31 protein-coding genes and 3 pseudogenes are annotated in these 23,721 nt (G+C 37.6%); 21 read left to right on the forward strand and 13 right to left on the reverse strand.

Translation table 11 applies throughout. The annotated features are described in order from the left end of the window. Nucleotides 1-14: 14 nt before the first annotated feature. From AC0IWE_RS20790 to AC0IWE_RS20825, 8 genes and pseudogenes are all read left to right on the forward strand, one after another. Nucleotides 15-251, forward strand: coding sequence for a hypothetical protein (locus AC0IWE_RS20790; protein ID WP_471794574.1), 237 nt, complete (start codon nt 15-17; stop codon nt 249-251). Nucleotides 252-273: 22 nt separating this feature from the next. Then, entirely contained in the window at nt 274-1,104 is an 831-nt protein-coding gene (locus AC0IWE_RS20795; protein WP_471794799.1) for a response regulator, read from the forward strand. Then, the gene (locus AC0IWE_RS20800; RefSeq protein ID WP_471794575.1) at nt 1,097-1,303 is read left to right on the forward strand and encodes a response regulator; all 207 of its coding nucleotides are present in this window, start codon (nt 1,097-1,099) and stop codon (nt 1,301-1,303) included. The genes AC0IWE_RS20795 and AC0IWE_RS20800 overlap by 8 nt, the downstream gene beginning before the upstream one ends. A gap of 141 nt (nt 1,304-1,444) precedes the next feature. Beyond that, a complete protein-coding gene (locus AC0IWE_RS20805; protein WP_471794800.1) occupies nt 1,445-1,693 on the forward strand; it encodes a response regulator in 249 nt (82 codons plus the stop codon). Between the two features lie 3 nt (nt 1,694-1,696). Beyond that, nucleotides 1,697-2,512 (forward strand): annotated as a pseudogene (locus AC0IWE_RS20810) (CheR family methyltransferase); the annotation flags it as partial. Nucleotides 2,513-2,572: 60 nt separating this feature from the next. After that, complete coding sequence (locus AC0IWE_RS20815) at nt 2,573-2,737, forward strand: chemotaxis protein CheB (protein WP_471794801.1); 165 nt, start codon at nt 2,573-2,575, stop codon at nt 2,735-2,737. 1 nt (nt 2,738) lies between these two features. Further along, the gene (locus AC0IWE_RS20820) at nt 2,739-3,086 is read left to right on the forward strand and encodes a chemotaxis protein CheB (RefSeq protein WP_471794576.1); all 348 of its coding nucleotides are present in this window, start codon (nt 2,739-2,741) and stop codon (nt 3,084-3,086) included. A 19-nt stretch (nt 3,087-3,105) separates the two neighbouring features. Then, nucleotides 3,106-3,429: a response regulator gene (locus AC0IWE_RS20825; RefSeq protein ID WP_471794577.1), complete on the forward strand. Its 324-nt coding sequence runs from the start codon at nt 3,106-3,108 to the stop codon at nt 3,427-3,429. 166 nt (nt 3,430-3,595) lie between these two features. Here AC0IWE_RS20825 and AC0IWE_RS20830 read toward each other — a convergent pair whose 3' ends face one another. From AC0IWE_RS20830 to AC0IWE_RS20875, 10 genes are all read right to left on the reverse strand, one after another. After that, nucleotides 3,596-4,213 (reverse strand): DUF3137 domain-containing protein, encoded by a 618-nt coding sequence (locus tag AC0IWE_RS20830; protein WP_471794578.1) that lies wholly within the window; start codon nt 4,211-4,213, stop codon nt 3,596-3,598. Next, nucleotides 4,194-4,553: a hypothetical protein gene (locus AC0IWE_RS20835; protein ID WP_471794579.1), complete on the reverse strand. Its 360-nt coding sequence runs from the start codon at nt 4,551-4,553 to the stop codon at nt 4,194-4,196. The genes AC0IWE_RS20830 and AC0IWE_RS20835 overlap by 20 nt, the downstream gene beginning before the upstream one ends. Before the next feature lie 44 nt (nt 4,554-4,597). After that, nucleotides 4,598-4,819: a LemA family protein gene (locus AC0IWE_RS20840; RefSeq protein ID WP_471794580.1), complete on the reverse strand. Its 222-nt coding sequence runs from the start codon at nt 4,817-4,819 to the stop codon at nt 4,598-4,600. Nucleotides 4,820-5,000: 181 nt separating this feature from the next. Continuing rightward, the gene (locus AC0IWE_RS20845) at nt 5,001-5,123 is read right to left on the reverse strand and encodes a hypothetical protein (RefSeq protein ID WP_471794581.1); all 123 of its coding nucleotides are present in this window, start codon (nt 5,121-5,123) and stop codon (nt 5,001-5,003) included. Between the two features lie 140 nt (nt 5,124-5,263). Beyond that, nucleotides 5,264-5,896: a hypothetical protein gene (locus tag AC0IWE_RS20850; RefSeq protein WP_471794582.1), complete on the reverse strand. Its 633-nt coding sequence runs from the start codon at nt 5,894-5,896 to the stop codon at nt 5,264-5,266. An 89-nt stretch (nt 5,897-5,985) separates the two neighbouring features. Next, nucleotides 5,986-6,990, reverse strand: a complete 1,005-nt coding sequence (locus tag AC0IWE_RS20855) for a hypothetical protein (protein ID WP_471794583.1) — start codon at nt 6,988-6,990, stop codon at nt 5,986-5,988. Nucleotides 6,991-7,058: 68 nt separating this feature from the next. Then, nucleotides 7,059-7,532: a hypothetical protein gene (locus tag AC0IWE_RS20860; RefSeq protein WP_471794584.1), complete on the reverse strand. Its 474-nt coding sequence runs from the start codon at nt 7,530-7,532 to the stop codon at nt 7,059-7,061. Further along, nucleotides 7,529-8,134: a hypothetical protein gene (locus AC0IWE_RS20865; RefSeq protein ID WP_471794585.1), complete on the reverse strand. Its 606-nt coding sequence runs from the start codon at nt 8,132-8,134 to the stop codon at nt 7,529-7,531. The genes AC0IWE_RS20860 and AC0IWE_RS20865 overlap by 4 nt, the downstream gene beginning before the upstream one ends. Then, on the reverse strand, nt 8,124-8,444 hold the full coding sequence (locus tag AC0IWE_RS20870) for a hypothetical protein (protein ID WP_471794586.1): 321 nt from the start codon (nt 8,442-8,444) through the stop codon (nt 8,124-8,126). The genes AC0IWE_RS20865 and AC0IWE_RS20870 overlap by 11 nt, the downstream gene beginning before the upstream one ends. Nucleotides 8,445-8,493: 49 nt before the next feature. Then, nucleotides 8,494-8,766, reverse strand: coding sequence for a hypothetical protein (locus AC0IWE_RS20875; RefSeq protein WP_471794587.1), 273 nt, complete (start codon nt 8,764-8,766; stop codon nt 8,494-8,496). 380 nt (nt 8,767-9,146) lie between these two features. Between AC0IWE_RS20875 and AC0IWE_RS20880 the strand changes: the two genes are divergently transcribed. From AC0IWE_RS20880 to AC0IWE_RS20930, 11 genes and pseudogenes are all read left to right on the forward strand, one after another. After that, nucleotides 9,147-9,395, forward strand: a complete 249-nt coding sequence (locus AC0IWE_RS20880) for a hypothetical protein (RefSeq protein WP_471794588.1) — start codon at nt 9,147-9,149, stop codon at nt 9,393-9,395. A 1,062-nt stretch (nt 9,396-10,457) separates the two neighbouring features. Beyond that, nucleotides 10,458-11,878, forward strand: a pseudogene (gene miaB / locus AC0IWE_RS20885) (tRNA (N6-isopentenyl adenosine(37)-C2)-methylthiotransferase MiaB). An 84-nt stretch (nt 11,879-11,962) separates the two neighbouring features. Further along, complete coding sequence (locus AC0IWE_RS20890; RefSeq protein ID WP_471794589.1) at nt 11,963-13,165, forward strand: sigma-54 interaction domain-containing protein; 1,203 nt, start codon at nt 11,963-11,965, stop codon at nt 13,163-13,165. Next, nucleotides 13,140-13,205, forward strand: a complete 66-nt coding sequence (locus tag AC0IWE_RS20895; protein WP_471794802.1) for a helix-turn-helix domain-containing protein — start codon at nt 13,140-13,142, stop codon at nt 13,203-13,205. The genes AC0IWE_RS20890 and AC0IWE_RS20895 overlap by 26 nt, the downstream gene beginning before the upstream one ends. Before the next feature lie 34 nt (nt 13,206-13,239). Continuing rightward, complete coding sequence (locus tag AC0IWE_RS20900) at nt 13,240-13,752, forward strand: LptE family protein (RefSeq protein ID WP_471794590.1); 513 nt, start codon at nt 13,240-13,242, stop codon at nt 13,750-13,752. A 74-nt stretch (nt 13,753-13,826) separates the two neighbouring features. Continuing rightward, nucleotides 13,827-14,051, forward strand: a complete 225-nt coding sequence (locus AC0IWE_RS20905) for a hypothetical protein (protein ID WP_471794591.1) — start codon at nt 13,827-13,829, stop codon at nt 14,049-14,051. Nucleotides 14,052-14,208: 157 nt separating this feature from the next. Then, nucleotides 14,209-14,871: a hypothetical protein gene (locus tag AC0IWE_RS20910; protein WP_471794592.1), complete on the forward strand. Its 663-nt coding sequence runs from the start codon at nt 14,209-14,211 to the stop codon at nt 14,869-14,871. A 15-nt stretch (nt 14,872-14,886) separates the two neighbouring features. Continuing rightward, nucleotides 14,887-15,255 (forward strand): preprotein translocase subunit SecG, encoded by a 369-nt coding sequence (gene secG, locus AC0IWE_RS20915; protein ID WP_055904197.1) that lies wholly within the window; start codon nt 14,887-14,889, stop codon nt 15,253-15,255. A gap of 151 nt (nt 15,256-15,406) precedes the next feature. Beyond that, complete coding sequence (locus AC0IWE_RS20920) at nt 15,407-16,432, forward strand: sensor histidine kinase (protein ID WP_471794593.1); 1,026 nt, start codon at nt 15,407-15,409, stop codon at nt 16,430-16,432. Between the two features lie 451 nt (nt 16,433-16,883). After that, the gene (locus AC0IWE_RS20925) at nt 16,884-17,525 is read left to right on the forward strand and encodes a DUF47 domain-containing protein (protein WP_200912255.1); all 642 of its coding nucleotides are present in this window, start codon (nt 16,884-16,886) and stop codon (nt 17,523-17,525) included. A gap of 12 nt (nt 17,526-17,537) precedes the next feature. After that, nucleotides 17,538-18,548: an inorganic phosphate transporter gene (locus tag AC0IWE_RS20930; RefSeq protein WP_055904207.1), complete on the forward strand. Its 1,011-nt coding sequence runs from the start codon at nt 17,538-17,540 to the stop codon at nt 18,546-18,548. Between the two features lie 138 nt (nt 18,549-18,686). Here AC0IWE_RS20930 and AC0IWE_RS20935 read toward each other — a convergent pair whose 3' ends face one another. The 3 genes and pseudogenes from AC0IWE_RS20935 to AC0IWE_RS20945 form a co-directional block, all read right to left on the reverse strand. Next, a complete protein-coding gene (locus tag AC0IWE_RS20935) occupies nt 18,687-19,301 on the reverse strand; it encodes an FMN-binding negative transcriptional regulator (RefSeq protein WP_471794594.1) in 615 nt (204 codons plus the stop codon). A 107-nt stretch (nt 19,302-19,408) separates the two neighbouring features. After that, nucleotides 19,409-20,716, reverse strand: a complete 1,308-nt coding sequence (locus tag AC0IWE_RS20940; RefSeq protein ID WP_471794595.1) for a carboxypeptidase-like regulatory domain-containing protein — start codon at nt 20,714-20,716, stop codon at nt 19,409-19,411. Further along, nucleotides 20,709-21,288, reverse strand: a pseudogene (locus AC0IWE_RS20945) (RNA polymerase sigma factor). The gene AC0IWE_RS20940 and the pseudogene AC0IWE_RS20945 overlap by 8 nt, the downstream one beginning before the upstream one ends. 213 nt (nt 21,289-21,501) lie before the next feature. On the opposite strand from AC0IWE_RS20945, the gene AC0IWE_RS20950 reads away from it, so the two are divergent. After that, nucleotides 21,502-22,263: a DUF4197 domain-containing protein gene (locus AC0IWE_RS20950; protein WP_471794596.1), complete on the forward strand. Its 762-nt coding sequence runs from the start codon at nt 21,502-21,504 to the stop codon at nt 22,261-22,263. Nucleotides 22,264-22,485: 222 nt separating this feature from the next. Next, nucleotides 22,486-23,421 (forward strand): hypothetical protein, encoded by a 936-nt coding sequence (locus AC0IWE_RS20955; RefSeq protein ID WP_471794597.1) that lies wholly within the window; start codon nt 22,486-22,488, stop codon nt 23,419-23,421. Nucleotides 23,422-23,721 lie beyond the last annotated feature (300 nt).

The raw sequence follows: 23,721 nt of genomic DNA on the forward strand, positions 1-23,721 counted from the left end.
TTGAAAAACCTGTAGTGGTTACACCTGCAGAACCTGCGCTTAAAAAGGTGAGTCATTTAACCGTAAATAACATCCCACAGGAAATAGAGGATGACCGTGATAACATCCAGCCTGATGATAAAGTAATTTTGATTGTGGAAGATGATACCCCTTTTGCAAAAACTCTTTTGGATTTTACCAGAAAAAGAAATTACAAGGGCCTGGTAGCTGTGCGTGGCGATGTAGGTATCGAAATGGCTAAAAACTTTTAAACCGCTGGCTATTTTACTTGATATCCAGCTACCGGTTAAAGATGGCTGGCAGGTAATGGAAGAATTAAAGGCCGATCCATCAACAAGGCCCATCCCGGTCCACATCATGTCGTCATTGCAGGTTAAAAAAGAAAGTTTATTAAAAGGAGCTGTAGATTTTATCAACAAACCCTTTGCTTTTGAGCACATGCAGGAGATTTTTTCTAAACTCGAACATGCGTTAAGCCGTCACCCTAAAAAAGTACTTATTGTAGAAGAGAATGAGCAACATGCCAAAGCACTGAGCTATTTCCTGAGCAATTTTAACATCCAGACAGAAATTGTTAACCAGGTAAATGAAAGTGTTTCAGCATTACATAAACCCGAGGTTAACTGTGTAATTTTAGACATGGGCATTCCTGATAAACATGCTTATGAAACCCTCGAAGTGGTTAAAAAAACACCGGGGTTGGAAAATCTGCCGATCATTATTTTTACAGGTAAAAACCTCTCAAAAGGCGAAGAAAACCGCATTAAACAATATGCCGATTCTATAGTGGTAAAAACCGCCCATTCTTATCAGCGTATTTTAGATGAAGCAGGCCTTTTCTTGCACCTGGTAGAAGAAAAGAGTAAGGAAAAAACAAAATCACCTAAAAAATTCTCCGAATTACAAGATGTTTTGGTTGGTAAAACAGTTTTGGTTGCAGATGATGATGTGCGCAATATTTTTTCTTTAACCAAAATGTTGGAGCAACACCAAATGAAAGTTGTGGCAGCTACCGATGGTAAAGAGGCGCTTAAATTATTAAACGAGCATCCGGAAGTAGATGTGGTTTTAATGGATATGATGATGCCTGAACTGGATGGTTAATGAAACTACAACAGCCATCAGACAGGACATTAAATACCGTAATTTACCAGTTTTAGCCGTAACAGCTAAAGCCATGATGGGCGACCGCGAAAAATGTATTGCAGCAGGTGCTTCAGATTACATTAGCAAACCAGTAGATATGGATCAATTGGTATCCCTTTTACGCGTTTGGCTTTACGAAAATCATCATAAATCATAACCCATTTTTTTTAAACTATGCCTCAAAAATTAATTCTCATTATTGATGATGACAACCGAAACATTTTTGCTTTAAAAGCTGTTTTTAAAGGCCAAAGGTTTCGATTGTTTATCTGCTGTAAGTGCCCAGGAGGGTTTTTCCATTATCGAAAAGCACGAGAATGTTGCCATTGTTTTAATGGATATGATGATGCCCGATATGGATGGTTACCAGGCCATTGCCGTAATGAAAAAATCGGCTAAAATGCAAAACATTCCTGTATTGGCCGTAACTGCGCAAGCAATGGTGGGCGATAAAGAACGTTGCCTAAGTGCTGGCGCATCGGGTTATGTTTCAAAACCTATAAATGTTGACGAATTATTAGCACAAATAGAAAAATTTACAAAATAGCCGGTGATAAGTGATGCAATAGATAATGATCAGGTGGAAATCCTGCTGAATGATGTTTTGGAAAGCCATGGATACGATTTTCTGGAATATTCTCACGCATCAATAAAAAGGAGAATAACCCGCCTTTATGCACTGGATAATTTTGTGAGCTTTGCCGAATTCCGCTAGTACAATTAAAACTGATAAACAATATTTTAAGCGTTTCCTGGAAGAAATCACGGTTAATGTTACCGAAATGTTCCGCGATCCGTCTTTTTATAAAGCATTACGGAATGATGTTTTACCGGTTTTAGGCACTTATCCCTTTATCCGGATTTGGGTAGCCGGCTGCTCTACCGGAGAGGAAGCCTATTCGCTGGCAATAGTTTTAAAAGAACTTAACTTGCTCAATAAATCGCTTATTTATGCCACCGATATTAATCCATCTGTTTTGGAAAAGGCAAAAAAAGGCATGTTTCCATTAAATTATCTAAAACAGTATTCAGAAAATTACCTGCAATCGGGAGGGGTAAAAGAGTTTTCCAGTTATTATACAGCAAATTACTCTTTGGCAAAGTTTGATGAGAGTTTAAACAGTAAAATGATTTTTTCGACACATAATTTAGTTTCAGACCATTCTTTTAATGAATTTCAGCTGATTTTATGTCGAAATGTATTAATTTACTTCGATAAAGAGTTGCAGCATAAAGTATTTAACCTGTTTGATGGAAGTATCGAGAAATTAGGATACCTTGCTTTAGGCAGTAAAGAAAGTTTAGAATTTTGGCCAAAATCAAAAGAATATAAAAGGGTAAAAATGGAAAAATATGGCGCAAACTGATAAATTCTGCCCGCTGTAATGCATTAATTATTGGCGGTTCGGCCGGCAGTTTAGATGTATTGCTGGAAATTTTTCCTGCTTTAAGGAATGATATGAGTTTTCCAATCGTGTTGGTGGTACACCGTAAAGCCAGTAACGAATCGCTCTTAACCGATCTGTTGCGCAGCCGCACCAAACTGGAAGTAAACGAAGCTGAAGAAAAAAGAATTTTTAACACCCGGTAAGGTGTTTATTGCCCCTGCAGATTACCATATGTTGATAGAAGAAGATTTTAGCATCTCGTTAGATTACTCAGAAAAAGTAAATTACTCGCGGCCGTCTATCGATGTAACCTTTCATTCTGCGGCTGAGGTGTTTAAAGAAACGTTAGTCTGCATTTTGCTATCAGGATCCAATGCAGACTGGGATAAGGGTTTAAAAACGGTAAACAATTTGGGGGGCAGCGTGGTTATACAGAATCCAAATACGGCCATAATGCCATATATGCCCCAACAGGCTGTAATTAACGTTAAGCCACATGTGGTATTGGATGGCCATAATATGGCTGATTATATAAATAATTTAAATAATTAATTTGCTTTCGGAGGTTAGTATGACAGTTGCAAAAAAAGTATTCGTTTTTGATGATAATAGAGATATTCTTGATCTATGTACTTTTATTTTGGAAGATGCGGGGTATGAAATCAAAACATCTGAGAATGCCAATAATATAGAAGAACAGGTATCAGAATATATGCCTGATTTAATTTTTATGGATAACTGGCTGCCCGATTTAGGAGGTATACAAGCCACCAGAGCCTTAAAAAGCCACCCGGATTTAAAGCACATCCCGGTAATTTATTTTTCGGCAAATAACGATATTTCTTCGTTGGCTGATGAAGCAGGTGCCGATAGTTATTTATCCAAAACCTTTTGATATTGCTGCGCTCGAAGAAATTGTAAAAAAACATTTGAGTTAGTGGCGATGGCCTTACGAAGTTTCGATTGCCCATTCGCCGGAGAAACTTCCTAAGCCTTGTTCCGGTCTCAAGCTAAAACTGCCGCATTTTTGCCTTCCGTTTTGCCCAGGTTAAAACTTTTGGTTAATCCTTACCCCAAATCCTGGTATTCAGATCCAGTTCCTTAACAATATCATACATAAATTTTATGGTGGCAATATCATCATTTATCGTTTCGGGCTTTAATAAAGATTTAAATACAGGGGCCTCGAAATAATTTCTATTTAGAGGAAAGCCAATGTACATCCTTGATTCAATAAAAGATAGGCTAATGTTGTATTTGCTTTGCTGATTGAGGTTTAATATCCGTTCCATCATGGCAGGAGTAAGGATATACCTCGATTCTACCTGATTAGAACCATGCGTTACAAAAGTTTTTTCAAAATCTATGTTTTCAAGCTGAATAACGTCATTGTTGCCGAAAGAAAAAAGGTTTTTTGAGAACCATGCTCCAAAGGCAGCTCCAAAATCCTTTGGTTTAACAATCGTAACCCCATTAAATTTCTTGTTAAAATCAGCTGCGAAAATAATTCCTTTAAAAATGTCGTGCCATTCTGTTCTGGTTCCGTTTTTGGTTTGGGTAACAGTTTTATATTCGGCATGCACTTCTGCAAAATAAAATCTGGTTTTGCCAGCGCAACCTGTAACCAGATCTTCCGTTTTATAGCGATCTGGCTCAGTGTTAAAAAGCTGGGTATACATAAACTCCGAAGCTCTCAATTCCCTGTTCAGGGTTTAGCGATAAACTCTCATCAAGAAATTTTAAGCCCGCACCGATTACATCCCTTTTGTAAGCATTTTGGTAAGCCGCTAAAGCATCGCTGATTTTAAATAATAAAACACCGCCATAAATTATCAGTATTAAGCCAGCAATTACCGCAGGAATGGGAAAGCCCAGATAAAAACCTAGAATTAAGAGTAAAATGCCTGCTGCAATAAGAATATAACCTTTGGTTTGCGTAGCTGCAATTCTTTTGCGCTCCACTTCCATTGTAGCCAAAACTTGCTGTAAGGCTACATTACTTTCAATATTGAATGCCATGGAATTATTAAAAAGTTCTTTGGCACTGATGTTTTCTGCGTTCTTCAGCTGCGGTTTCTCGAAACAGCAATTGGCTGAAAGTTCAACATTCCGGTAAATAAACTTCCAGGAAACATCATAATGGAGTTGTTATAGTCGGTTACAGAAGCATTATAGGTTCTTCTTGCTGCAGCAATCTGCTCTTCACTCTTCTGTCCAGGTGGTTTGCAGGTTAATAGAAATTGGCATCTGGCCTTTGAATCAGGATAATTTTCTACATTTACCATTTAACCTTTAACACTGCTGCTTAATTGTGCATCCAAATCAGCCTTTTCTGCATTTACCTGAGGTTGCCTGATGTTGCTTTTGATCTAAGCTCGACAATTTCTGGTTAGAGGTTCCCTGCTCATAGTTGGTGTATTGTTTTACCAATTCTAACGAGGTTAGGTATGAGTGTCGAACCGTTTTTTAAGCATCACGATCAATGGCAGAGAAAGCATTGGTTACCTGGTTTTTTCTACCGATAAGTGAATTGTAGAAGAAAATTCCAATCAGGAATATAAATCCGATAATGATGAGGGCAATAATCATAATTTTGAGTTTAAGTTTAGATAATAAAGATAAGAAAAGGTTACAAAATGTTACCGCTTTTCATTTTTGTCTCGCGCTGCCGCTTCATCCGGCGCATTAATCTTTTATGTTTCCTTAAATTATGGCTCGCCCTCATGGCTTTAAATTTGGCAATATGCTGGCGCACCTCTATTCTGTTTCTCTTCTGTAATGCCAATACTGTATTTTATGCCTGTAAAAAGGCTCTTCCAGATCATGTTGAAAAAAGAAGTGTTTGCAGGCCTGCTATAAGTTACTTTTTCTGGAATTAGTTTACCACCCAGACCGGGGTTTTCGGATTTTATGATTAAAGCATTCGCTAAAAAAGAAAGGAAGCCACGGGTTACCAAATGATCTTTTTCAGGGTCATTTTTCATCAGAGCTACAGAAAGATCGTAATAAGAAAAAGCCACAGTTCCTTTTGCCCCTAAATCATTTGCTTTAAAATCAAACTTTAATTTATCAATATTGCCACGGTTAACGTGTACCAAGCCAAGGGGTTTGGTAATCTGGTTGAGCACCCTTGCATTAAAATTGTGCAAAACGCCATTGTAAGAAAAAGCCCCGTCTTTAGCGGTTAAGTTAAATTTAAAGTTCACATCAAGCTTTCCCTGTCCAAAAAGATAAGTATTAAGATTTACCTCCATTGTTGGGTTTATGGCTTTAATTTTATCGAGGTTGGTGGCATTTTTTATAATTCCCGAGGTATGCTCAAAACTGATCTGTCCTTTCTGGTTACTTTCGCTATTGTACACTGCGTAATTAACATTAACATCTTTCAGCTGAATTTTTTGTACAAGGATAGGGGCATTAACCAGTTGCAGAAGTTGATGAGGAAATTTACCTATTTTATTTTCTGTGGTTTCCCTGGAAGTCCATTTTGATTAAAAACGGAAATAAAACCATTCGAAATGGCCATTTCTTTTGCCCAAAGTTCTTGCTTGCTAATGTAAAGTGGCAAATCTATGTCGTTGAGCATAATATCGCTCATACTGATGTTAAACCGTTCACGGGCATAACCCGCTACTTTTCCAAAAGTCATTTCGTCATACAGCGGAACCATTGCAAAGCTGTTTATCCTCAATTTACCGGTGGTTGCCCTAAAATCAAGTTTATCAAGCTTAATGTCATACATTTTATCCGGGGTGCGGTAAACATAGTTATTCAGGTTAATTACAATATCTTTAAGGAGGTAAAAGCGGGATGGATCTTCTGCGGAGGTCGAATCAACCAATAAATCGGTTAGGGTGATGTTGAGATCATCAATTGAAAAAGGAGTGGAGTTGGTTATATTTTTATTAATATATTTAAAACTCACATCCTTAAACCTGATGGATTTAATGCTAAATTCCTTAAGGTTTTTGGAAATGATATCATATGGAGATTTAATTGGCCTTGGCGCGCGGCCTTCGTTAAACGCAAACTGTCGATTAACCATCGTAACCTCGGGTTTATCAAAAATGATTTCCTCCAATTGAAGCTTTTGTTCCCTGTATAGCGTAAGCGGATGGAAGCGCTTTACAACCAGTTTTTTTAATGAAACCGTATAAAGGTTATTTGGTGCCCTTTTTAAGGCAATAAGGCGTTTAAATCGATTGGTATCGGGGGTAATTTTAACGTTTTGTAAGGTAGCGTTGCCTGTAATAATATTTGTAGAAACCTTTGTAAAGCTAATGGTATATAAACTATCTGTGGATTTATAAAGCAGCGTTTTTATCCTGTCGGTTAACATCGGCCGCGATTTTACATTTAAAAACCAGGCAATACCTGCAAGTACGATAAAAATGCCAAGCAGCACGCCGGCAGTCCATTTCAAAACTTTATAACGGTATCTTTTTGTATCAGGCATTAAAAAAGGAAGGATCTTGTTTTTACTAGCAATATACGGTTATAAACATATATTTTAGAAATGTAAGATCAGTTTTTTTCTCTCCTTGCCTTTCGCGCTGCTTTTCTATCTGCCCGCTTTTGTGCTCTAATTTTTTTTGCAATTACTTTTTGCTGTTTTACAGGATTTTTTTCGGGTACTATTCCCACACCTACAATATCTTTAATGCCTACAAAAACTGTTTTCCACATCAGGTTAAAAAAAGATGCCGAATTGATCCTGCTATTCGTCATTTTTGCTGTTCTAGGAGCCTCGCCTTTTTGTGGGTTTTCATTTTTTACCAGGATGGTATTGGCCAGAAATGATAAAAATCCCTTTTCTTTGGTGCCTTCGCCATCAATATTATCTGATAATAATTTAACCTTTAAATCAGTGTAAAGCATATTCATAGTGCCTGCCGCCGACCTTAAGTTTCCATTTGCTTTAAAATCAAGCTGTTGTATATTGCCACTTTCTATCTCAACCAGGCCCAATGACTTTGATAACGGATTTAAGTTTTTCATATCAAATCTGCCTGATAATTACGACTGTATGTAAAAGCACCATTTTTATCGGTAAGATTAAAATCAATTTTTACGTTCAATCTTCCTGTGCCCATTAAAAGTGTATTTAAATTGGCAACGGCATGGTTATTTTTGCTCAGTTGTAAACTATCGTTGGTTACATTTAAAATATTGCCTGTTAATGCCTTAAAGTTTACCGAACCGGTTTTTTTACTGGCAGGATTAAATTCCGAATACTTAAGGTTAATATTTCTTAATTTTACGGTATCAATCAGTGTAGGCATGTTCAGTCGCTTTAAAGCGATATGCGGATAATTTTTCCCCTTATCCAAGCCAGGAGGTGGTGGCGATTCGCGGCTCATAAAAACTTCAACATTTGCCGGACCAATTTTCAAAGATTTTGCGTGCAATTTCTGGTCGGTATTTAAACCAATAAAATCAACACCATTAAATTCTATTTTTATGAAGGCCAAATTGTAGCGGTCTTTCTGAACTTTATACTTTCTGGCAAAAGTAAGTTCATCATATAAAGGAATAAGTTTTAAACCTTTTACTGTGATTTTTTTCGATGCAGTAGATCCGGTGATTGTATCAACTTTCATTGAATACATTTTTATCTTTCGTTACAGATTTATAGCCGGCAATTTGAAAGGAAGCATCCTTTGTATAATAAAATCTTGTAGTGTCACTTCCAGAAAGAGAATCCAGTAAAAAATCTTTAATGTTTATATCAAGGTGTTTAATAGCATTTTTAGTCTTTTTAGCACCGGTTTTGTTAATGTAATCAAAATCAGCATCTACAATTTTTATGCTTTTAACGTGTACCGATTTAAAGGATTTTGAAATCTGCTCATAAAGGGATTTCTCATCTTTAGCCGAATCTGGCTTTTTACTCACTTTGTTAAAAACCATATTGATAGAGGGTTTTTGCAAAAGGATTTCGTTTACATCTATCCGTTTTTTAAAATAAGCGGTTAATATGCCTACACGGGTAATTTGCAGTTTCTTCAGTCTTAAGTTCGAAAGTATGGGCAGGTGCAAGTTGCATTTTCTTTAGGCTGTCAAAAACAGCGGTATCGGGCGTTAGGGTAACATCACGCAGGGCCAGGCTTCCTGTAATTACATTTAAGTTTATACTTTTAAAATCTATTTTGTAAAGGTGATGAGAACCGTTATACACTCCATCTTTAATTTTTTCGGTAAGTATAGGCTTCCATCTGGCACTTAAAAACATGGCACCAAAGGCTATAATTAATATGAGGATACCAATATATACTTCCTATCCAGGTCCAGATTTTATTTCTACGCTGTGCTGTCATCATTATGGCTTATCGATAGGTAACAGATTGGAAGACTAAAGGTTTTTTAACAGCAAGCGAAAAAACTAAGCCTATATTTAAAATTCATTTTTAATTGCAAGAAACCATCTTGCATGTCTGTCTTATTGAGTTAACATATTAACCACAGATGGACACAGATAAACACGGATTATTCATCTGTGTGCATCCCTTTTATCTGTGGTTAACTGAGTATTACATTTATAAATTTTTTTGTAGTGCAAGGGAAAATCATTTGTTCCTATATAATTTCACTTAGTTAGCATATTAACCACAGATGTACACATATAAACACGGATTATTCATCTGTGTGCATCCCTTTTATCTGTGGTTAACTGAGTATTATATTGTTAATTTTTTTTTGCAGCGCAAGGGCAGTACAGGAAACATCGTTTGTTCCTTTGCTACGCTTGTACGCTTCGGCCGTCGTACCTTTGGGCCTGCAGGGTACCGCTTCGCCAAGGGCTATCCGGTTAGGCCTGTGGCACGGAAACCCATCATAGCAGCACAAACAGCTTTAAGCTAAACCCGACCATAGTGAGATGCCGATTTTTTCAATCGGCAGAAACGGGGGCGGGGCTGCAATCCTCCACATGTTCAGAACCTTACATTTCCAAAAAAGAATAAACCAACTATAAAACACTAGTATCATTGACAAATACTTTTTGCAGCACAAGGGAAGATCATTTATTCCTATATAATTTCACTGAGTTAGCATATTAACCACAGATGTACACAGATAAACACGGATTCATCTGTGTGCATCCCTTTTATCTGTGGTTAACTAAGTATTATATTGTTAATTTTTTTTTGGAGCGCAAGGGCAGTATAAGAAACATCGTTTGTTCCTTTGCTACGCTTGTACGCTTCGGCCATCGTACCTCAGGGCCTGCAGGGTACCGCTTCGCCAAGGGCTATTTGGTTAGGCCTTTGGTATGTAAACCCCTCATAGCAGCACAAACAGCTGTAAGCTAAACCCGACCATAGTGAGATGCCGATTTTTTCAATCGGCAGAAACGGAATTCATCTGTGTGCATCCTTTTTATCTGTGGTTAACTGAGTATTATATTGTTAAATTTTTTTTGCAGCGCAAGGGCCGTACAAAAAACATCGTTTGTTCCTTTGCTACGCTTGTACGCTTCGGCCGTCGTACCTTCGGGCCTGCAGGGTACCGCTTCGCCAAGGGCTATTCTGTTAGGCCTGTGGTATGGAAACCCCTCATAGCAGCACGAACAGCTGTAAGCTAAACCCGACCATAGTGAGATGCCGATTTTTTCAATCGGCAGAAACGGGGGCGGGGCTGCAATCCTCCACATGTTCAGAACCTTACATTTTCAAAGAAGAATAAACCAACTTTAAACACTAGAATTACATTGATTTATACTTTTTACAGCACAAGGAAACATTAAACACGGATTAAATCCGACGGGCATATTTTCCATTAAAAAATAATAAAATCGATTCCGTATTCCTTTTCGCAACTGCGTAATGATCATAATCCCACTGTAAACATTTAAACTAAATATGTCAATTTGTCACTTTTAATTTTATTTATGTATTTTTGCAATCCCCAAATTGTTTTTAAATAATGATTGATTTACAAGTAACAGATAAGACGCACGATGAGGCCAGGCAAGGTGAAGCTTTAATTTTAGATGCACCAGTAAAAGCCGATGCCCGTAAATTATATATCGAAAGTTATGGTTGTGCAATGAATTTTGCGGACAGCGAAATTGTTGCCTCAATTTTATCCGAAACTGGTTTTGAAACTACAGGGGATTACCATCAGGCAGATGTGATTTTTATCAATACCTGCTCTATCCGCGAAAATGCAGAAACCAGGGTAAGAAACCGCCTTTCGCAGTTTGGGGTAAGAAAAACGCCGTAACCCTAAATTAATTGTTGGCGTTTTGGGCTGCATGGCAGAACGTTTAAAATCTAAATTTTTAGAAGAAGAACGTTTGGTTGATGTAGTTGTAGGACCAGATGCTTACCGAGATTTGCCTAACTTGATCGAACAGGTTGAAAGTGGGCATAAAGCGGTAAACGTTTTACTATCCCGCGAGGAAACTTACGCCGATATCAGTCCGGTTCGTTTAAACAGCAATGGAATTACCGCATTTATTTCCATTACCCGTGGTTGTAACAACATGTGTTCTTTTTGCGTTGTTCCTTTTACACGTGGCCGCGAACGTAGCCGCGATGCGCATTCAATTATAGAAGAAGCAAAAGGTTTGTTTGAAGCAGGTTACCGTGAAGTTACCCTTTTGGGCCAAAAATGTAGATTCGTACACTTGGACATCAGAGGATGGAACCGAAACTGTAAATTTTGCACAGCTTTTGGAGCAAACAGCCTTGGTTAGCCCTGAGCTTAGGGTCCGTTTTTCTACGTCGCACCCAAAAGATATTACCGATGAGGTTTTACATACCATCGCTAAATATGATAACATCTGTAATTATATCCACTTACCTGTTCAATCGGGAAATACCCGTATACTGGAACTGATGAACAGAACTTATACCCGTGAATGGTATATTAACCGGATAGATGCCATCCGTAACATTATTCCGGGTTGTGCAATTTCTACCGATATTATTGCAGGTTTTTGTACAGAAACTGAAGACGAACACCAGGAAACTTTGAGCATAATGGATTATGTGCAATATGATTTTGCTTATAATTTTACTTACTCTGAAAGACCAGGGACTTTAGCTGCACGTAAATTAGCGGATGATATACCCGAGGATGTAAAAAAACGCCGTTTAGCCGAAATTTTGGCAAAACAACAAGCACATTCTTTAATGCGTTTACAAGAATGGGTGGGTAAAACTGTCCGCGTTTTAATCGAAGGAACTTCTAAAAAATCAGATCTTGATTATTGTGGAAGAGGAGATAGCGGCGCAATGGCCATTTTTCCTGCAATTGAAGGCGTTAAACCCGGTGAATATGCAAATGTTTATATCGAAAGATGTACATCTGCTACCCTAATTGGAAAAATAGTATCATAGCATGCGTCATGCTGAACTTGTTTCAGCATCTTAATTTAAAAGACCTTAAACAAGTTCAGGGTGACGAAACTTTATAAAGAATAAATGGATACACAAAATATTAAACAACGGTTCGGTATTATTGGAAATTCTCCATTACTTAACCGTGCGATAGATATTGCCAGCCAGGTGGCACCAACAGATATGTCTGTATTGATTACAGGCGAAAGTGGTAGTGGTAAAGAAGTTTTCTCGCAGATTATCCATCAAATGAGTGCCCGTAAACATGGGGCTTTTATTGCCGTAAACTGTGGTGCTATTCCAGAAGGAACAATAGATTCGGAGCTTTTTGGTCACGAAAAGGGATCTTTTACAGGCGCACACGAAGCCCGCAAGGGTTATTTTGAAGTTGCAAACGGCGGAACAATTTTTTTGGATGAAGTAGCAGAACTACCTTTAGGTACACAGGCCCGTTTATTAAGGATTTTAGAGAGCGGAGAATATTTACGTGTTGGTTCATCTAAAGTTCAAAAAACGGATGTCCGCATTATTGCGGCAACCAATGTTGATGTATATAACCGTGTTAAAAACGGAAAATTCCGCGAAGATTTATATTACAGGTTAAACACTGTTCCACTGCGTATCCCTGCATTACACGAACGTAAGGAGGACATTTACCTCTTGTTCAGAAAATTCTCTGCAGATTTTAGTGATAAATACCGTAGTCCGGCCTTACACCTTGAGCCAGATGCGATTCAGATTTTAACAAACTACAGCTGGCCAGGTAATGTTCGCCAGTTAAAAAATATTGCCGAGCAGATTTGTGTACTGGAGAAAGACCGTAATGTTACCGGCCAAGCAATTTTAACCTATATCCCTAATGAGGCGGGTAGTAACCTGCCCATGGCCATTAATGCCCAATCAAAAGAAGATTTTACTGAACGTGATATTTTGTACAAAGTTCTTTTTGATATGAAAAAGGATATGGTTGAACTTAAAAAACTGGTTGCAGAAATTATACAGCACGGTGGCAACACTGCTACAGTTTTGGCGGATAATCCTCAGTATATCAACCAATTATATCGTGATGTAGAGCTGCCTGCAGGCCAGGAGCATGCTTTTACCATTCAACAACCATCGCAGGGTAATAACAACCCGAACAGCAATAACACCGATTATTTTGCACACGAGGCCGAAGAAGTAGAAGAATCATTATCACTGGTTGATAAAGAATCAGATCTGATCAAAAAAGCTTTAAAAAAGCATAAGGGTAAACGCAAATTTGCGGCCCAGACTGGGTATTTCTGAAAGAACATTGTACAGAAAGATTAAGGAATTAAATTTATAATTTAAAGTACAATTGCTTTAAGCATCAATAAGATATGAAAATTAAAATATTTGCTTTAATCCTCCTTTCTTCGGTATTAAATGCCTGTTCTTATAAATTCAGCGGAGCATCAACCACAGGATTAAAAACAGTTGTTATCCGGTTATTCGAAAATAATGCCCCACTTGTAGTACCAACTTTGAGTAATCAGATTACAGAGTCATTAAAAACACGTATCCGTAACCAAACCAAATTAATTATTTCTACCACTGGCGAAGGTGATGCATCTTTTGAGGGAAGAATAACAGGTTATGATATTAAACCAGTGGCACTCCAAAACAGTGCTACACCTACTTCTGGCGCAAACAGGTTAACAATTACCGTTTCTGTAAAATATAAAAACAACCTGAAGGAGCACGAAAAAGAAAGTTTTGAGGAGAGTTTCACCAAATTTTTCGATTTTCCGATCAGTGGTGCGCCTATTCAAACCCTGTTGCCGGGAGCTATTGAGAATATTAACAAGCAGTTATCAGAGGATATTTTTAACCGGGCCTTTGCGCAGTGGTAGATAAAGCGGCATTCTATTAGACAAAATTTTAAAAACCCGCCCACATTTTTTTAACTTAGCGGCAAACCTCGATAATGGATAATAAAAAGCTACTGGCCGATTTACTTGCGCAACCTGGAAAGGTTGGTCCAGAGCACGTATCCATGTTGCAGGATATGGTTCAGCAATTTCCTTATGCTCAACCTATTCATTTACTTTTAGCAAAGGCCAATGCATCAGCAATCCCTAAGGCTGCACTTTATAGTCAGGGGCATGTTTTGTTTCATGTGCTAAATATGGTTTCGGTTAGGGAGAACTGAAGAAGTAGAAATTGCTGCTACAACTCCAGAAACTGTTGTAGACGATAACAATATTTTTGAAGAGGCTGTTCAAACAGTTAGCGAAGAACATTTACCCGCAGCTGAAAACATTAATATAGAAACACCAGATTATCTTCCTGGTGTAGATCGTCATTTAATGGATTTACCCATTGATGAGGATTCATTTATCGAAAGTGTGGCCGCTGTTGATTTTTTTGCTTTTGAGCAGAAATTAAGCACAGATGTGGTAACGCAGGCTCCGGAAATCGAAACTGTAGTGCCTGATGAGCACGAAAGAAATTTTGTTTCACAGTATAACGACGATAAACTTCCGTATACATTTTTATGGTGGCTTGCCAAAACGCGTAAAGAACACGAACAGATTTTTCAACCTTATGCCCACGCCAGTTCTGCCAGGGTAAAGCCGCAAACACCGCATACGCAACAGCAGCCAGAATTTCAACAACAGTATGTTGAGCATATTTTTCATATTCAAACCCCTTTTGAAGTAGCCGATCACCTGGCCGAATATCCTGCCGGAGAAATTAAAGATGCTAAGGGAGCGGAAATTATAGAACGGTTTTTAAAGGAAGACCCAACAATTAAACCGCCCAAGCCTGAGCAGATTGATAATGAAAATAAGGCAAAAAAGAGTGCAGAAGACAATTACGACCTTGTTTCGGAAACATTGGCAAAGATTTACATCGAGCAGATGCTTTATCACAAAGCCATAGATACTTATAAAAAATTAAGTTTGAAATATCCGGAAAAAAGCCGTTACTTTGCCGACCTTATCCAATCTATAGAAAAGAAATTTTAAAATATAAATATTAGCATGGTAACCTTTTTAATCATTTTATTAATTATTGTTTGCGTAGCCTTAGGCCTGTTTGTTTTAATACAAAACCCTAAAGGTGGTGGTTTGGCTACAGGTGGCGGCACCAGTAACATGTTTGGTGTGCAACGTACCGGTGATGTTTTGGAAAAAGGATCGTGGGTTTTGTTGGCAGCTATCGTTGTTTTAACCTTATCAATCACTACAATTGCTAAAACCAGCGGTGGTACTACAGCTGTTGGAAATTCAGCTATTCAGGAACGTTTGGATAAAACGCCATCACCATCTCCACTTGGCGGAAGCTTAAACAACACTAAGCCAGCTACTGCTCCGGCTCCAGCTACAACAACAGATTCGACTAAAAAATAAGTCTAAATAAAGTACTTTAAAAAGCTTTTCTCAAAAGGAAAAGCTTTTTTTGTTTTTATAAGTAAATTGGCTTAAACCCGCTCTTGCAAACATCTGGCAAATGCTATTATCTGTTAACACACATTTAACATAAAAAGCTTTAAATTGCAGCATGAAATTAAGTGTGCTGGTTTTATTTACTGCTCTTTCCGTTGGCTTATCCATCGGGATGGTTAATTTTTACTTTCAGCATAGCTGGTATTATCTCGCTATTTCTTTTGGAGTGTCCTTTCTTTGCAGTTTCCTGGTGTTTTATTATTTGCTCGAAAAATACATCTACACTAAAATTAAACTGATTTATAAGCTCATCCATAACCTTAAACTTGGCAAGGATTTAAAAGATGCACTTGGCGAATATGTAAGTTCTGATCCGATTAATGATGTAGAACAAGAAGTGAAAGAATGGGCAGGAGCAAAGAAAAAAGAGATTGATTTGTTGAAAAAGCAGGAACAATTCAGGCGCGAATTCCTTTCTAATGTATCTCATGAATTTAAAACGCCACTTTTTGCCATTCAGGGCTATATTGAAACTTTGCAGGATTGTTTGATAGATGATCCGGATCAGGCGGTTCTGTTTTTAAAAAAGGCAGAGAACAATGTAGAGCGTTTAAGTTATTTAATTAATGATTTGGATGCCATTTCGAAGCTCGAAACAGGCGAATCGCCGATAAATTATCAAAAATTCGATTTTGTGCAACTGGCAAAAGAGGTGATGGAAAACCTTGAAGACCGTGCGCAGGCAAAACACATTAAACTTTTTTTTAAAGATAAGTACACCGCTATTACCAATGTATTGGCCGATAGAGAGAAAGTACGCCAGGTACTGATCAATTTAATTGTTAATAGCATTAAATACGGAATTGATGGTGGCGAAACGGCAATAAAAATTTTCGAATTGCATGATCAGGTTTTGATAGAGGTTACCGACAATGGTATCGGTATTGAAGAAAAGCACCTGTTACGTTTGTTTGAGCGTTTTTACCGCATAGATACCCATAGGGCAAGAGAAGTTGGCGGTACAGGGTTAGGATTAGCCATTGTAAAACACATTTTGGAAGCCCATCAGCAAACCATATCGGTAAGAAGTACGCCTGGTATAGGAACTACCTTTGCATTTACCCTGCAAAAAGGAGGTTAATTTTTTTCAACTGTGTGCGACTATCAATTTTATTAAAAAGGCAGCAAGTATATAATGAACGGGCTTTAATCTAATAGATCATTCGTTAATTTTTGCCACAGAATCACAGAAAAAACTAAGTAGTTTTTGCTGACCCCAACAGACTTATCACAAAACCGATTTCTTTTTAATAAGGTTTAAATATTGAGTATTCTGAAGAATCAGTGCAGGTTGTCAATCACAGATCGAAAAAAGCACCTGTCTTTCTCAGGCAGGGGTAGAAGAGCAAATCTCTTTCAAATAAAAGGTTGTTACTATTTGGTAAGTCTTTATTTAATTCATTATCAAACATCTAAATGCTATTAAATTTAACCTCGTATGACGGAAAACTGGCCGATCTCGTTAATATAATTAATAAATTAACATTAACTTAACATTGGGCTTGTAGCTTTGCAACATATTAAAAATTAACATGAACAATATTTTTAAGTTCTTTACACCTCAAGACAGAAAGTTTCACCCACTTTTCGAGCAAGCAGGCAGCAATGCATTAAAAATTGCAGAAACCCTTTTAGAAATGGTGAGCACCGCTGATGCAGAAAGAAGAAAAACAATTTTTAAAGAAATTGAGCGCTTAGAGCACGTAGGTGATGATATTACCCATTCGATTTTTCTTGAGTTAAGCAGGAACTTCATTACTCCATTTGATAGAGAAGATATTCACCAATTGGCTACTGCTGTTGATGATGTTGCCGATTATATTTATGGTACTGCAAACCGCATGCAGATGTACAACATGAACACCATTAATGAGCCGATTGTTAAAATCGCTGAGCTTTTGGTAGAAATGTGTACCGATATCGATAAAGCAATAAAAGAATTACGCAGTTTTAAAAATATCCGTGTAATTGCTGATGCTTGTATCCGCATTAACAGTGGTGAAAATCAGGCCGATTATGTATTCACTTTAGCGGTTGCCCGTTTATTTGAATACGAAACCAATGCGATTGAATTAATTAAACAAAAAGAGGTTTTACAAACGATAGAAAAAGCGACAGATAAGTGTGAGGATGTGGCAAATGTGCTTGAAACTATCTTGGTTAAAAACGCTTAATAATACACAAACATGGTAACTACCTTATTGGTTGTTGTTGTAATTCTGGCTATTGCTTTCGATTACATTAACGGCTTTCACGATGCCGCTAACTCGATTGCAACAGTTGTTTCTACAAAAGTTCTTACGCCTTTTCAGGCGGTTTTATGGGCTGCGCTTTTTAATTTCGCCGCCTACTTTTATTTTACCGATCATAAAGTAGCCAATACGGTTGCTAAAACAGTTATAGAGCATTATATCACCCTAGAAGTAATCCTTGCAGGATTAATTGCTGCAATTATCTGGAATCTTTTAACCTGGTGGTACGGTATCCCTTCAAGTTCATCACATACGCTTATTGGCGGTTTTGCTGGCGCAGGGATGACTTACGCATTAATTACAGGTGCAAGTCCGCTTGATGCTGTAAACATGGGTTATGTAATTAAAATTATTTCCTTTATTGTTTTGGCCCCGATAATCGGTTTGGTTATTTCTGTTGTTTTAACCCTGATCATTATCAATATCTGCCGAAACGCCAAGCCTGCCACAGCAGAGAAATGGTTTAAACGTTTGCAGTTAATTTCTTCTGCAGCCTTAAGTTTCTTTCATGGTGGTAACGATGCTCAAAAAGTAATGGGAATTATTGCAACAGCATTAATTGCAGCAAAGGTTATTCCTAATTTCGAAGCCATGCCTTGGTGGGTTCCTGTAGCTTGTTATTCTGCAATATCATTGGGTACCATGAGTGGTGGCTGGAAAATTGTAAAAACGATGGGTTCTAAAATCACTAAAGTAACAGCACTCGAGGGTGTAGCGGCAGAAGGTGCAGGTGCCATTACATTAGGAATTACTGAGCATTTCGGTATCCCGGTGTCTACTACACACACCATTACAGGATCTATTGTAGGGGTTGGGGTTGTAAAAAGTGTTTCGGCTGTACGTTGGGGGGTAACCATCAACCTGATTTGGGCATGGATTTTAACCATCCCGGTATCGGCCACATTGGCTGCCATTATTTACGCTGCCATTTACTACTTAAAATAAAAACAAAACCCTTTAAATATACTCAAAAGACCAAAGCTCATTGCCTTGGTCTTTTTTTGTTTATCCGCATTAAATCATTTAATGATGAAGTGTAGGATGACGCTATCGGAAATAAAATTATAGCATGAATCGAAATGCTTAAAAATCCTTTTTCATTTCTTTAGCAACTTCTTGATCTAGCGCATCATTGCTTTTTTCTAAGTTTGCCACAATGTTTTCTTTATTTTTAGAAGAATGATTCTGACTCATTTTAAAAACGTGGTCGATGTGACTAACGGTAACCTCAAAGCCGGTTATTGCTTTTAAATGTTTCTGAATATAAGCTTCATCCATTTTATTAATTGCCGCAGGGCTCGTTTCTGGATTTTCGTATTTATCAGTCAATTCTTTTATTACCTGATAAGTCTCCTCTGACGACATTAACCTGATGATCCCTTTGGCTTGTACGGTCTTGTAATTCCATGTTGAGGCAGCAGAAGGGTTTTCGTACACTGAAGCACTAATATAAGCGTGTGCCCCTGTAAAAAGTGCCATAACGTGAGGGTTTTGTTCAAAAGCCTTGCAGTGATCGGTTTTCGTCATGATATGGCCAATAAGTTTAATTGAATCTTCATCAACAACGGTTTTAACAGGAACCTGCGTGGCAACCGGGAATTCGCCATCATAACCAACTAAGGTTACAAATGTATTTTGGTGCATAAATTCGAGCACCTCATTTTGATTATCAGCAGTATAGTGGGGTAATTTGTACATGGAATTTTGATTTTTTTAGCCCAATAAAGAGTGGGTTTCATTGCGCACAACAGGGCTTGTTATATTGCCCGCTGTAATAATGCAACGCTTGGTGTTAATAAATGAAATTAAAACTTAACACTGATTTCGACTAAATCAGTACCTTTTTTAGGTAAAACCCAATCAGGGCCATCCTGAATAAGCCGTTTTGCTTCTGCATCAGCTTTTTTGTTGAGCGATTTGATCACAGCAATGTTTGCTGGCCGTCCGTTCTTTTTAACTTTAAAGCTTAAAATCACAAATTGTTCAGGGCCTTTAGGGTTATAAAGTTTATTGTTGTTTTCTAAATATTGCACATAGTTGATGGTAGAAACCGGAATGGGTTTCGTAATGCTATCAGCTGATTTTCCATCCAGGTTTTGTTCTGCACGGAGTGTAATTTTTGGCGCAGGAATATTTTCTTTTTTCTGACCGTTTGATCCTGTAATCAGTGCAATTTCATTTAAAGATTTATTTCCGGTAAGGGTATTTTTTATCGCGTTTGGATCTTGTAAACCTGCTATAGGAACTTCTTTAAAACCAATTGCATTGATTAATAGTGCTTTATCTTTAGCACTACTATCAGCAGGTAACGAAAAATATCCTTTTATATCGGTTGCCGTTATATTTTTAGAGCCAGCCAACTTAACTACAGCCCCTTGTATGGGCTTACCATTGCGCTGATCTACCACATTTCCGCTAAATACAATTTTGCTCGAACCAATTGCAGGCGCAGGTGCCGAAGCTATCACGGTTTCATTTAAGGATTGCTGTGCAGCCTTTGCTTTGGTGGCAAATCCATTAATATTCTCTGAACTGGAGGTACCTCTGCGGTTATACTCAACAACCGCTTTTTGTTCGGTTGCTACGCGCTCGGCAGGTTGGATCACTTCACTTTTTTTCGAATTTTTTGCCAGATCGCCCGTTTTTGCCTGGGCAATGGCTTTATCTATTAAAGCTGTTTTGGTTGCACTTTGCACTGTTGTATCTGTTTTAGGCTTACTCGAGGCAATGGATGTTGCACTATCCAATTGCACCATTACGCCTTTTTCTTTTCTTGCGGCAATTTCCGCATTTCTGCGACTGGTTTCGCGCATGAAGAATAAAATACTTACCGCAATGAAAGCTACTGTAGCTGTTGCCGCTATACTTAATCTTTGTGTAGTAATGCCCCAGAGTTTGCGTTTTACAGGTTTTTCAGAAACACGGTCGTGCAATTGTTTTTGTAAAATAGAAAGTGTTTGTTTGCGTTTTGGCGATTGTTTTAAACCTTCTAATGCTTCTGCAACAAAGGGATCATCCAAAGCCTGGCGCTCAACAAAGTGCATAGCTTTAGCATCAAGTTTACCATCTAGGTAATCTTCCAGCACATCAATATCTAACCAATCGTTATTCACTACTGTTTTTCTCTATACAAATCTTTAAATTCCGTTTTACCGTTTTGGATGTAACTTTTTACCTTCAGCATGTCATAGCCAGTAATATCGGCCACTTCTTTATAGCACTTTTCTTGTAAATAAAATAAATCTACGCTTTTTCGCTGTTCTTCGGGCAAAGTTTCCATACACTTTTCCATAATGGTAAGCTGCGTTTCTTTTGTGTTGTCTATATCCAGATGCACAAACTCGCTGTTTTCCACAAAAGTATCGTCTATAGAAACGTTATTCTGCCTGGCCGATTTCCGCAATGCCATTAAACAATGGTTCCGCGTTAAAACATGAAGCCAGCTTTTGAAATTCTGCACCTCGTGTATTTTTAGTTTCGTAACCAATTCTTCAAAAATCTGCATTACCGCATCTTTACTTTGCTCTTCATCTTTAAAGTAGTTTAAGCAAACCCCGAAAACCAAATGCATGTATTTATTGTAAAGCGTACCCAATGCGTCTAAATCGCCGGTATTTTTATACTCAGCAATTAATTTGGCATCTTCCTGCTGGGTGTTTCCAGCTGTATTTTTTATAAATCTCAAAAAAAGGTAGCTATTTCGAATTATCTTTCAAGTATAAAAAATATTTTTGAGTGATTGGACATAAACTAATTTTTTAGGCTTTCACCTGTCGAAATTGATATCGTAACACCATTTTTAACTGATAACTTTAGTAAGCCGTTTGCAAAGGATTATATTTGAAACAACAATTAATTAATGGCAGCTCTTTTGCTTAAGTTTGATTAAACACACAAAATGAAAACAATCAGGAATTTATCAATATCACTGGCCATGCTGGTATTTGTTAGCTTAAATGCAGGGGCACAGATTAAATTAAGCGATATATTTAAGAAAATTACGGAGAAACCTGGTACAACCACTGCTCCTACAGGTACGCCATCTACACTGGAAATAGGACAGGGGATTAAGGAAGCGTTGCAGATAGGTGTTTCTGCGGGTGCAGACCGGCTTTCGGTTAAAGATGGATTTTTAGGCAATCTTGCAGTTAAAATATTAATGCCGCCTGAAGCACAGAAAGTTGAAAAAACCTTACGCGGCATAGGTTTGAATAAACTTTGCGATAATGTGATTGTGAGTTTAAACAGGGCTGCTGAAGATGCTGCTACTGAAGCAAAACCAATTTTCATTTCTGCCATTAAACAAATGACTTTAACAGATGCTACGAATATCCTTTTAGGTAATAATAATGCAGCTACCGAATACTTTAAAAGAGTAACCACTTCGCAGCTGATGCAAAAATTTAGTCCGATTGTAACCACGAGTTTAAATAAAGTAAACGCAACAAAATATTACAGTGATTTAACTACACAATATAACCGCCTGCCTTTAGTTAGGCCTGTAAATACGAACCTTACAGAGTATGTTACCCAAAAAGCAATAGATGGTTTATTTGTTGAAGTTGCTAAAGAAGAATTAAAAATCAGAGGTAACCTGAGTTCAAGAAGCACAACCTTATTGCAAAAAGTATTCGGTTACGCGGATAAGAAGAAGATTTAAGCGGTTAGCTGGTTTGTGATGACACGAACCATAAATCCAAATAAATGAGATCTAATTTCGGTTTGTGTGGATACAGACCGAGGCAATTTATTTCCCTCCGCCGTTGGTTCCCGAAGCATGATAGAAGATAGAATCTATCAAGACAAAGTTTGTTTTAGGTAAAATATAGCTCCACCACGCTATGTGGAATGACAAAAACAAAAACTATTTGTAAAATTGCACATGATGATGTTTAACAAACCATTCGCCTCAGCCTGCATTGCAATTTCGCTTTTTTTAACAGCATGTAATAGTAATAAATCAGAAAATGATGCAAATAAAGCTGTTTTAGATACCATTTCTTTGAGCAATAAAAATTTTGCTCTTGCTTACCAGGATGGCGATAAAATTGTAGCAACCAGTATTGATACCATGAAACAGATTTCGTTTGGTGGTGCTACTGATCCTGCGATTTCGCCAGATGGCAATAAACTGGCTTATACGCTAAGTGATTCTATTGGAAATAGGTCTGTTTGGATTGCCGATCTTGAAAATAAGAGCCAGGGCAAGCTACATGTAAACAACAATAATTATTATGGAGCGGTATGGTCTGCCGATGCAGGTAAAATTGCCTTTAATGTTTTTAACAAAAGCAGTGTGTGGAAAATAGGTGTGATCAAAGCTGATAATTCCGGTTATATCATGCTGGATAGTGCATCAAAAAAAAATGCTTTTTCTCCCGCCTGGAAAAATGATCATGAAATTATTGCGCACGATCTGGAAAACCTCTATACTTTTGATCTTTCAGGAAAAATAATCGATACGGAACCTATAAAAGCTTTAATAGGGACTGGCTATAATATATCGAGTAGCAACGGTTTCTTTTATACCAAAGATGGCAAAAAAATAATTTTTAACGCCGCTAACGGTCCTCTAATAGAAGGTACGCATGATAAAGCTGAAGCGGTTTATCTTCTTGATATAGCCAGCAAAAAAATAACGCAAATCTCCCCCAAAGGAATTCATGTATCTTTTCTTTTTGTAACAGCTGATGACAGGATTTTTTACAGTGGTGCTGAAAAACCGTACAAGCAGAGCAAAATATATGTGGCAGATTTAAGTGGTAACATTAAAACAGTAGTTGATAAAGGAACTTACCCAACTGCAGCACTAAAATAGGAGCAACTTAATACGTTTGCTAAGTAATTGCAAAAATATCAAAGATAAAAGGATGCGCACAGAAAAATATCCGTGTTTATCTGTGCCCAGCCGTTGTTAAAAACGCTTAACATAATGTTATTGGAGTATCGCTTCACCCAGGATTGGCATTAGCTGCATTTCATTTTCAAAAAGGGAACTATTGAAGATTTTGCTCCTCTACACATGGTTTATATCAATACTTGAGAAGTAAGTTTTTGCGCGTAAAATGCTATAATCTAATCTGACCGAAAAAATAAAGAAAATTTAAAGTAATATTGA

The sequence above is a fragment of the Pedobacter sp. AC402 genome, assembly GCF_979252805.1.

Bases quoted from the DNA above. Each gene is read 5' to 3' on its own strand.
- AC0IWE_RS20955 (WP_471794597.1), top strand. From the start codon at position 22,486: ATGATGATGTTTAACAAACCATTCGCCTCAGCCTGCATTGCAATTTCG.
- AC0IWE_RS20920 (WP_471794593.1), top strand. From the start codon at position 15,407: ATGAAATTAAGTGTGCTGGTTTTATTTACTGCTCTTTCCGTTGGCTTA.
- AC0IWE_RS20910 (WP_471794592.1), top strand. From the start codon at position 14,209: ATGGATTTACCCATTGATGAGGATTCATTTATCGAAAGTGTGGCCGCT.
- AC0IWE_RS20825 (WP_471794577.1), top strand. From the start codon at position 3,106: ATGACAGTTGCAAAAAAAGTATTCGTTTTTGATGATAATAGAGATATT.
- AC0IWE_RS20950 (WP_471794596.1), top strand. From the start codon at position 21,502: ATGAAAACAATCAGGAATTTATCAATATCACTGGCCATGCTGGTATTT.
- AC0IWE_RS20900 (WP_471794590.1), top strand. From the start codon at position 13,240: ATGAAAATTAAAATATTTGCTTTAATCCTCCTTTCTTCGGTATTAAAT.
- AC0IWE_RS20840 (WP_471794580.1), bottom strand. From the start codon at position 4,819: ATGGTAAATGTAGAAAATTATCCTGATTCAAAGGCCAGATGCCAATTT.
- AC0IWE_RS20855 (WP_471794583.1), bottom strand. From the start codon at position 6,990: ATGCCTGATACAAAAAGATACCGTTATAAAGTTTTGAAATGGACTGCC.
- AC0IWE_RS20875 (WP_471794587.1), bottom strand. From the start codon at position 8,766: ATGTTTTTAAGTGCCAGATGGAAGCCTATACTTACCGAAAAAATTAAA.
- AC0IWE_RS20860 (WP_471794584.1), bottom strand. From the start codon at position 7,532: ATGAAAAACTTAAATCCGTTATCAAAGTCATTGGGCCTGGTTGAGATA.
- AC0IWE_RS20890 (WP_471794589.1), top strand. From the start codon at position 11,963: ATGGATACACAAAATATTAAACAACGGTTCGGTATTATTGGAAATTCT.
- AC0IWE_RS20845 (WP_471794581.1), bottom strand. From the start codon at position 5,123: ATGATTATTGCCCTCATCATTATCGGATTTATATTCCTGATTGGAATT.
- AC0IWE_RS20880 (WP_471794588.1), top strand. From the start codon at position 9,147: ATGTACACATATAAACACGGATTATTCATCTGTGTGCATCCCTTTTAT.
- AC0IWE_RS20835 (WP_471794579.1), bottom strand. From the start codon at position 4,553: ATGGCATTCAATATTGAAAGTAATGTAGCCTTACAGCAAGTTTTGGCT.
- AC0IWE_RS20930 (WP_055904207.1), top strand. From the start codon at position 17,538: ATGGTAACTACCTTATTGGTTGTTGTTGTAATTCTGGCTATTGCTTTC.
- AC0IWE_RS20865 (WP_471794585.1), bottom strand. From the start codon at position 8,134: ATGAAAGTTGATACAATCACCGGATCTACTGCATCGAAAAAAATCACA.
- AC0IWE_RS20800 (WP_471794575.1), top strand. From the start codon at position 1,097: ATGGTTAATGAAACTACAACAGCCATCAGACAGGACATTAAATACCGT.
- AC0IWE_RS20925 (WP_200912255.1), top strand. From the start codon at position 16,884: ATGAACAATATTTTTAAGTTCTTTACACCTCAAGACAGAAAGTTTCAC.
- AC0IWE_RS20935 (WP_471794594.1), bottom strand. From the start codon at position 19,301: ATGTACAAATTACCCCACTATACTGCTGATAATCAAAATGAGGTGCTC.
- AC0IWE_RS20830 (WP_471794578.1), bottom strand. From the start codon at position 4,213: ATGTATACCCAGCTTTTTAACACTGAGCCAGATCGCTATAAAACGGAA.
- AC0IWE_RS20905 (WP_471794591.1), top strand. From the start codon at position 13,827: ATGGATAATAAAAAGCTACTGGCCGATTTACTTGCGCAACCTGGAAAG.
- secG (WP_055904197.1), top strand. From the start codon at position 14,887: ATGGTAACCTTTTTAATCATTTTATTAATTATTGTTTGCGTAGCCTTA.
- AC0IWE_RS20870 (WP_471794586.1), bottom strand. From the start codon at position 8,444: ATGGTTTTTAACAAAGTGAGTAAAAAGCCAGATTCGGCTAAAGATGAG.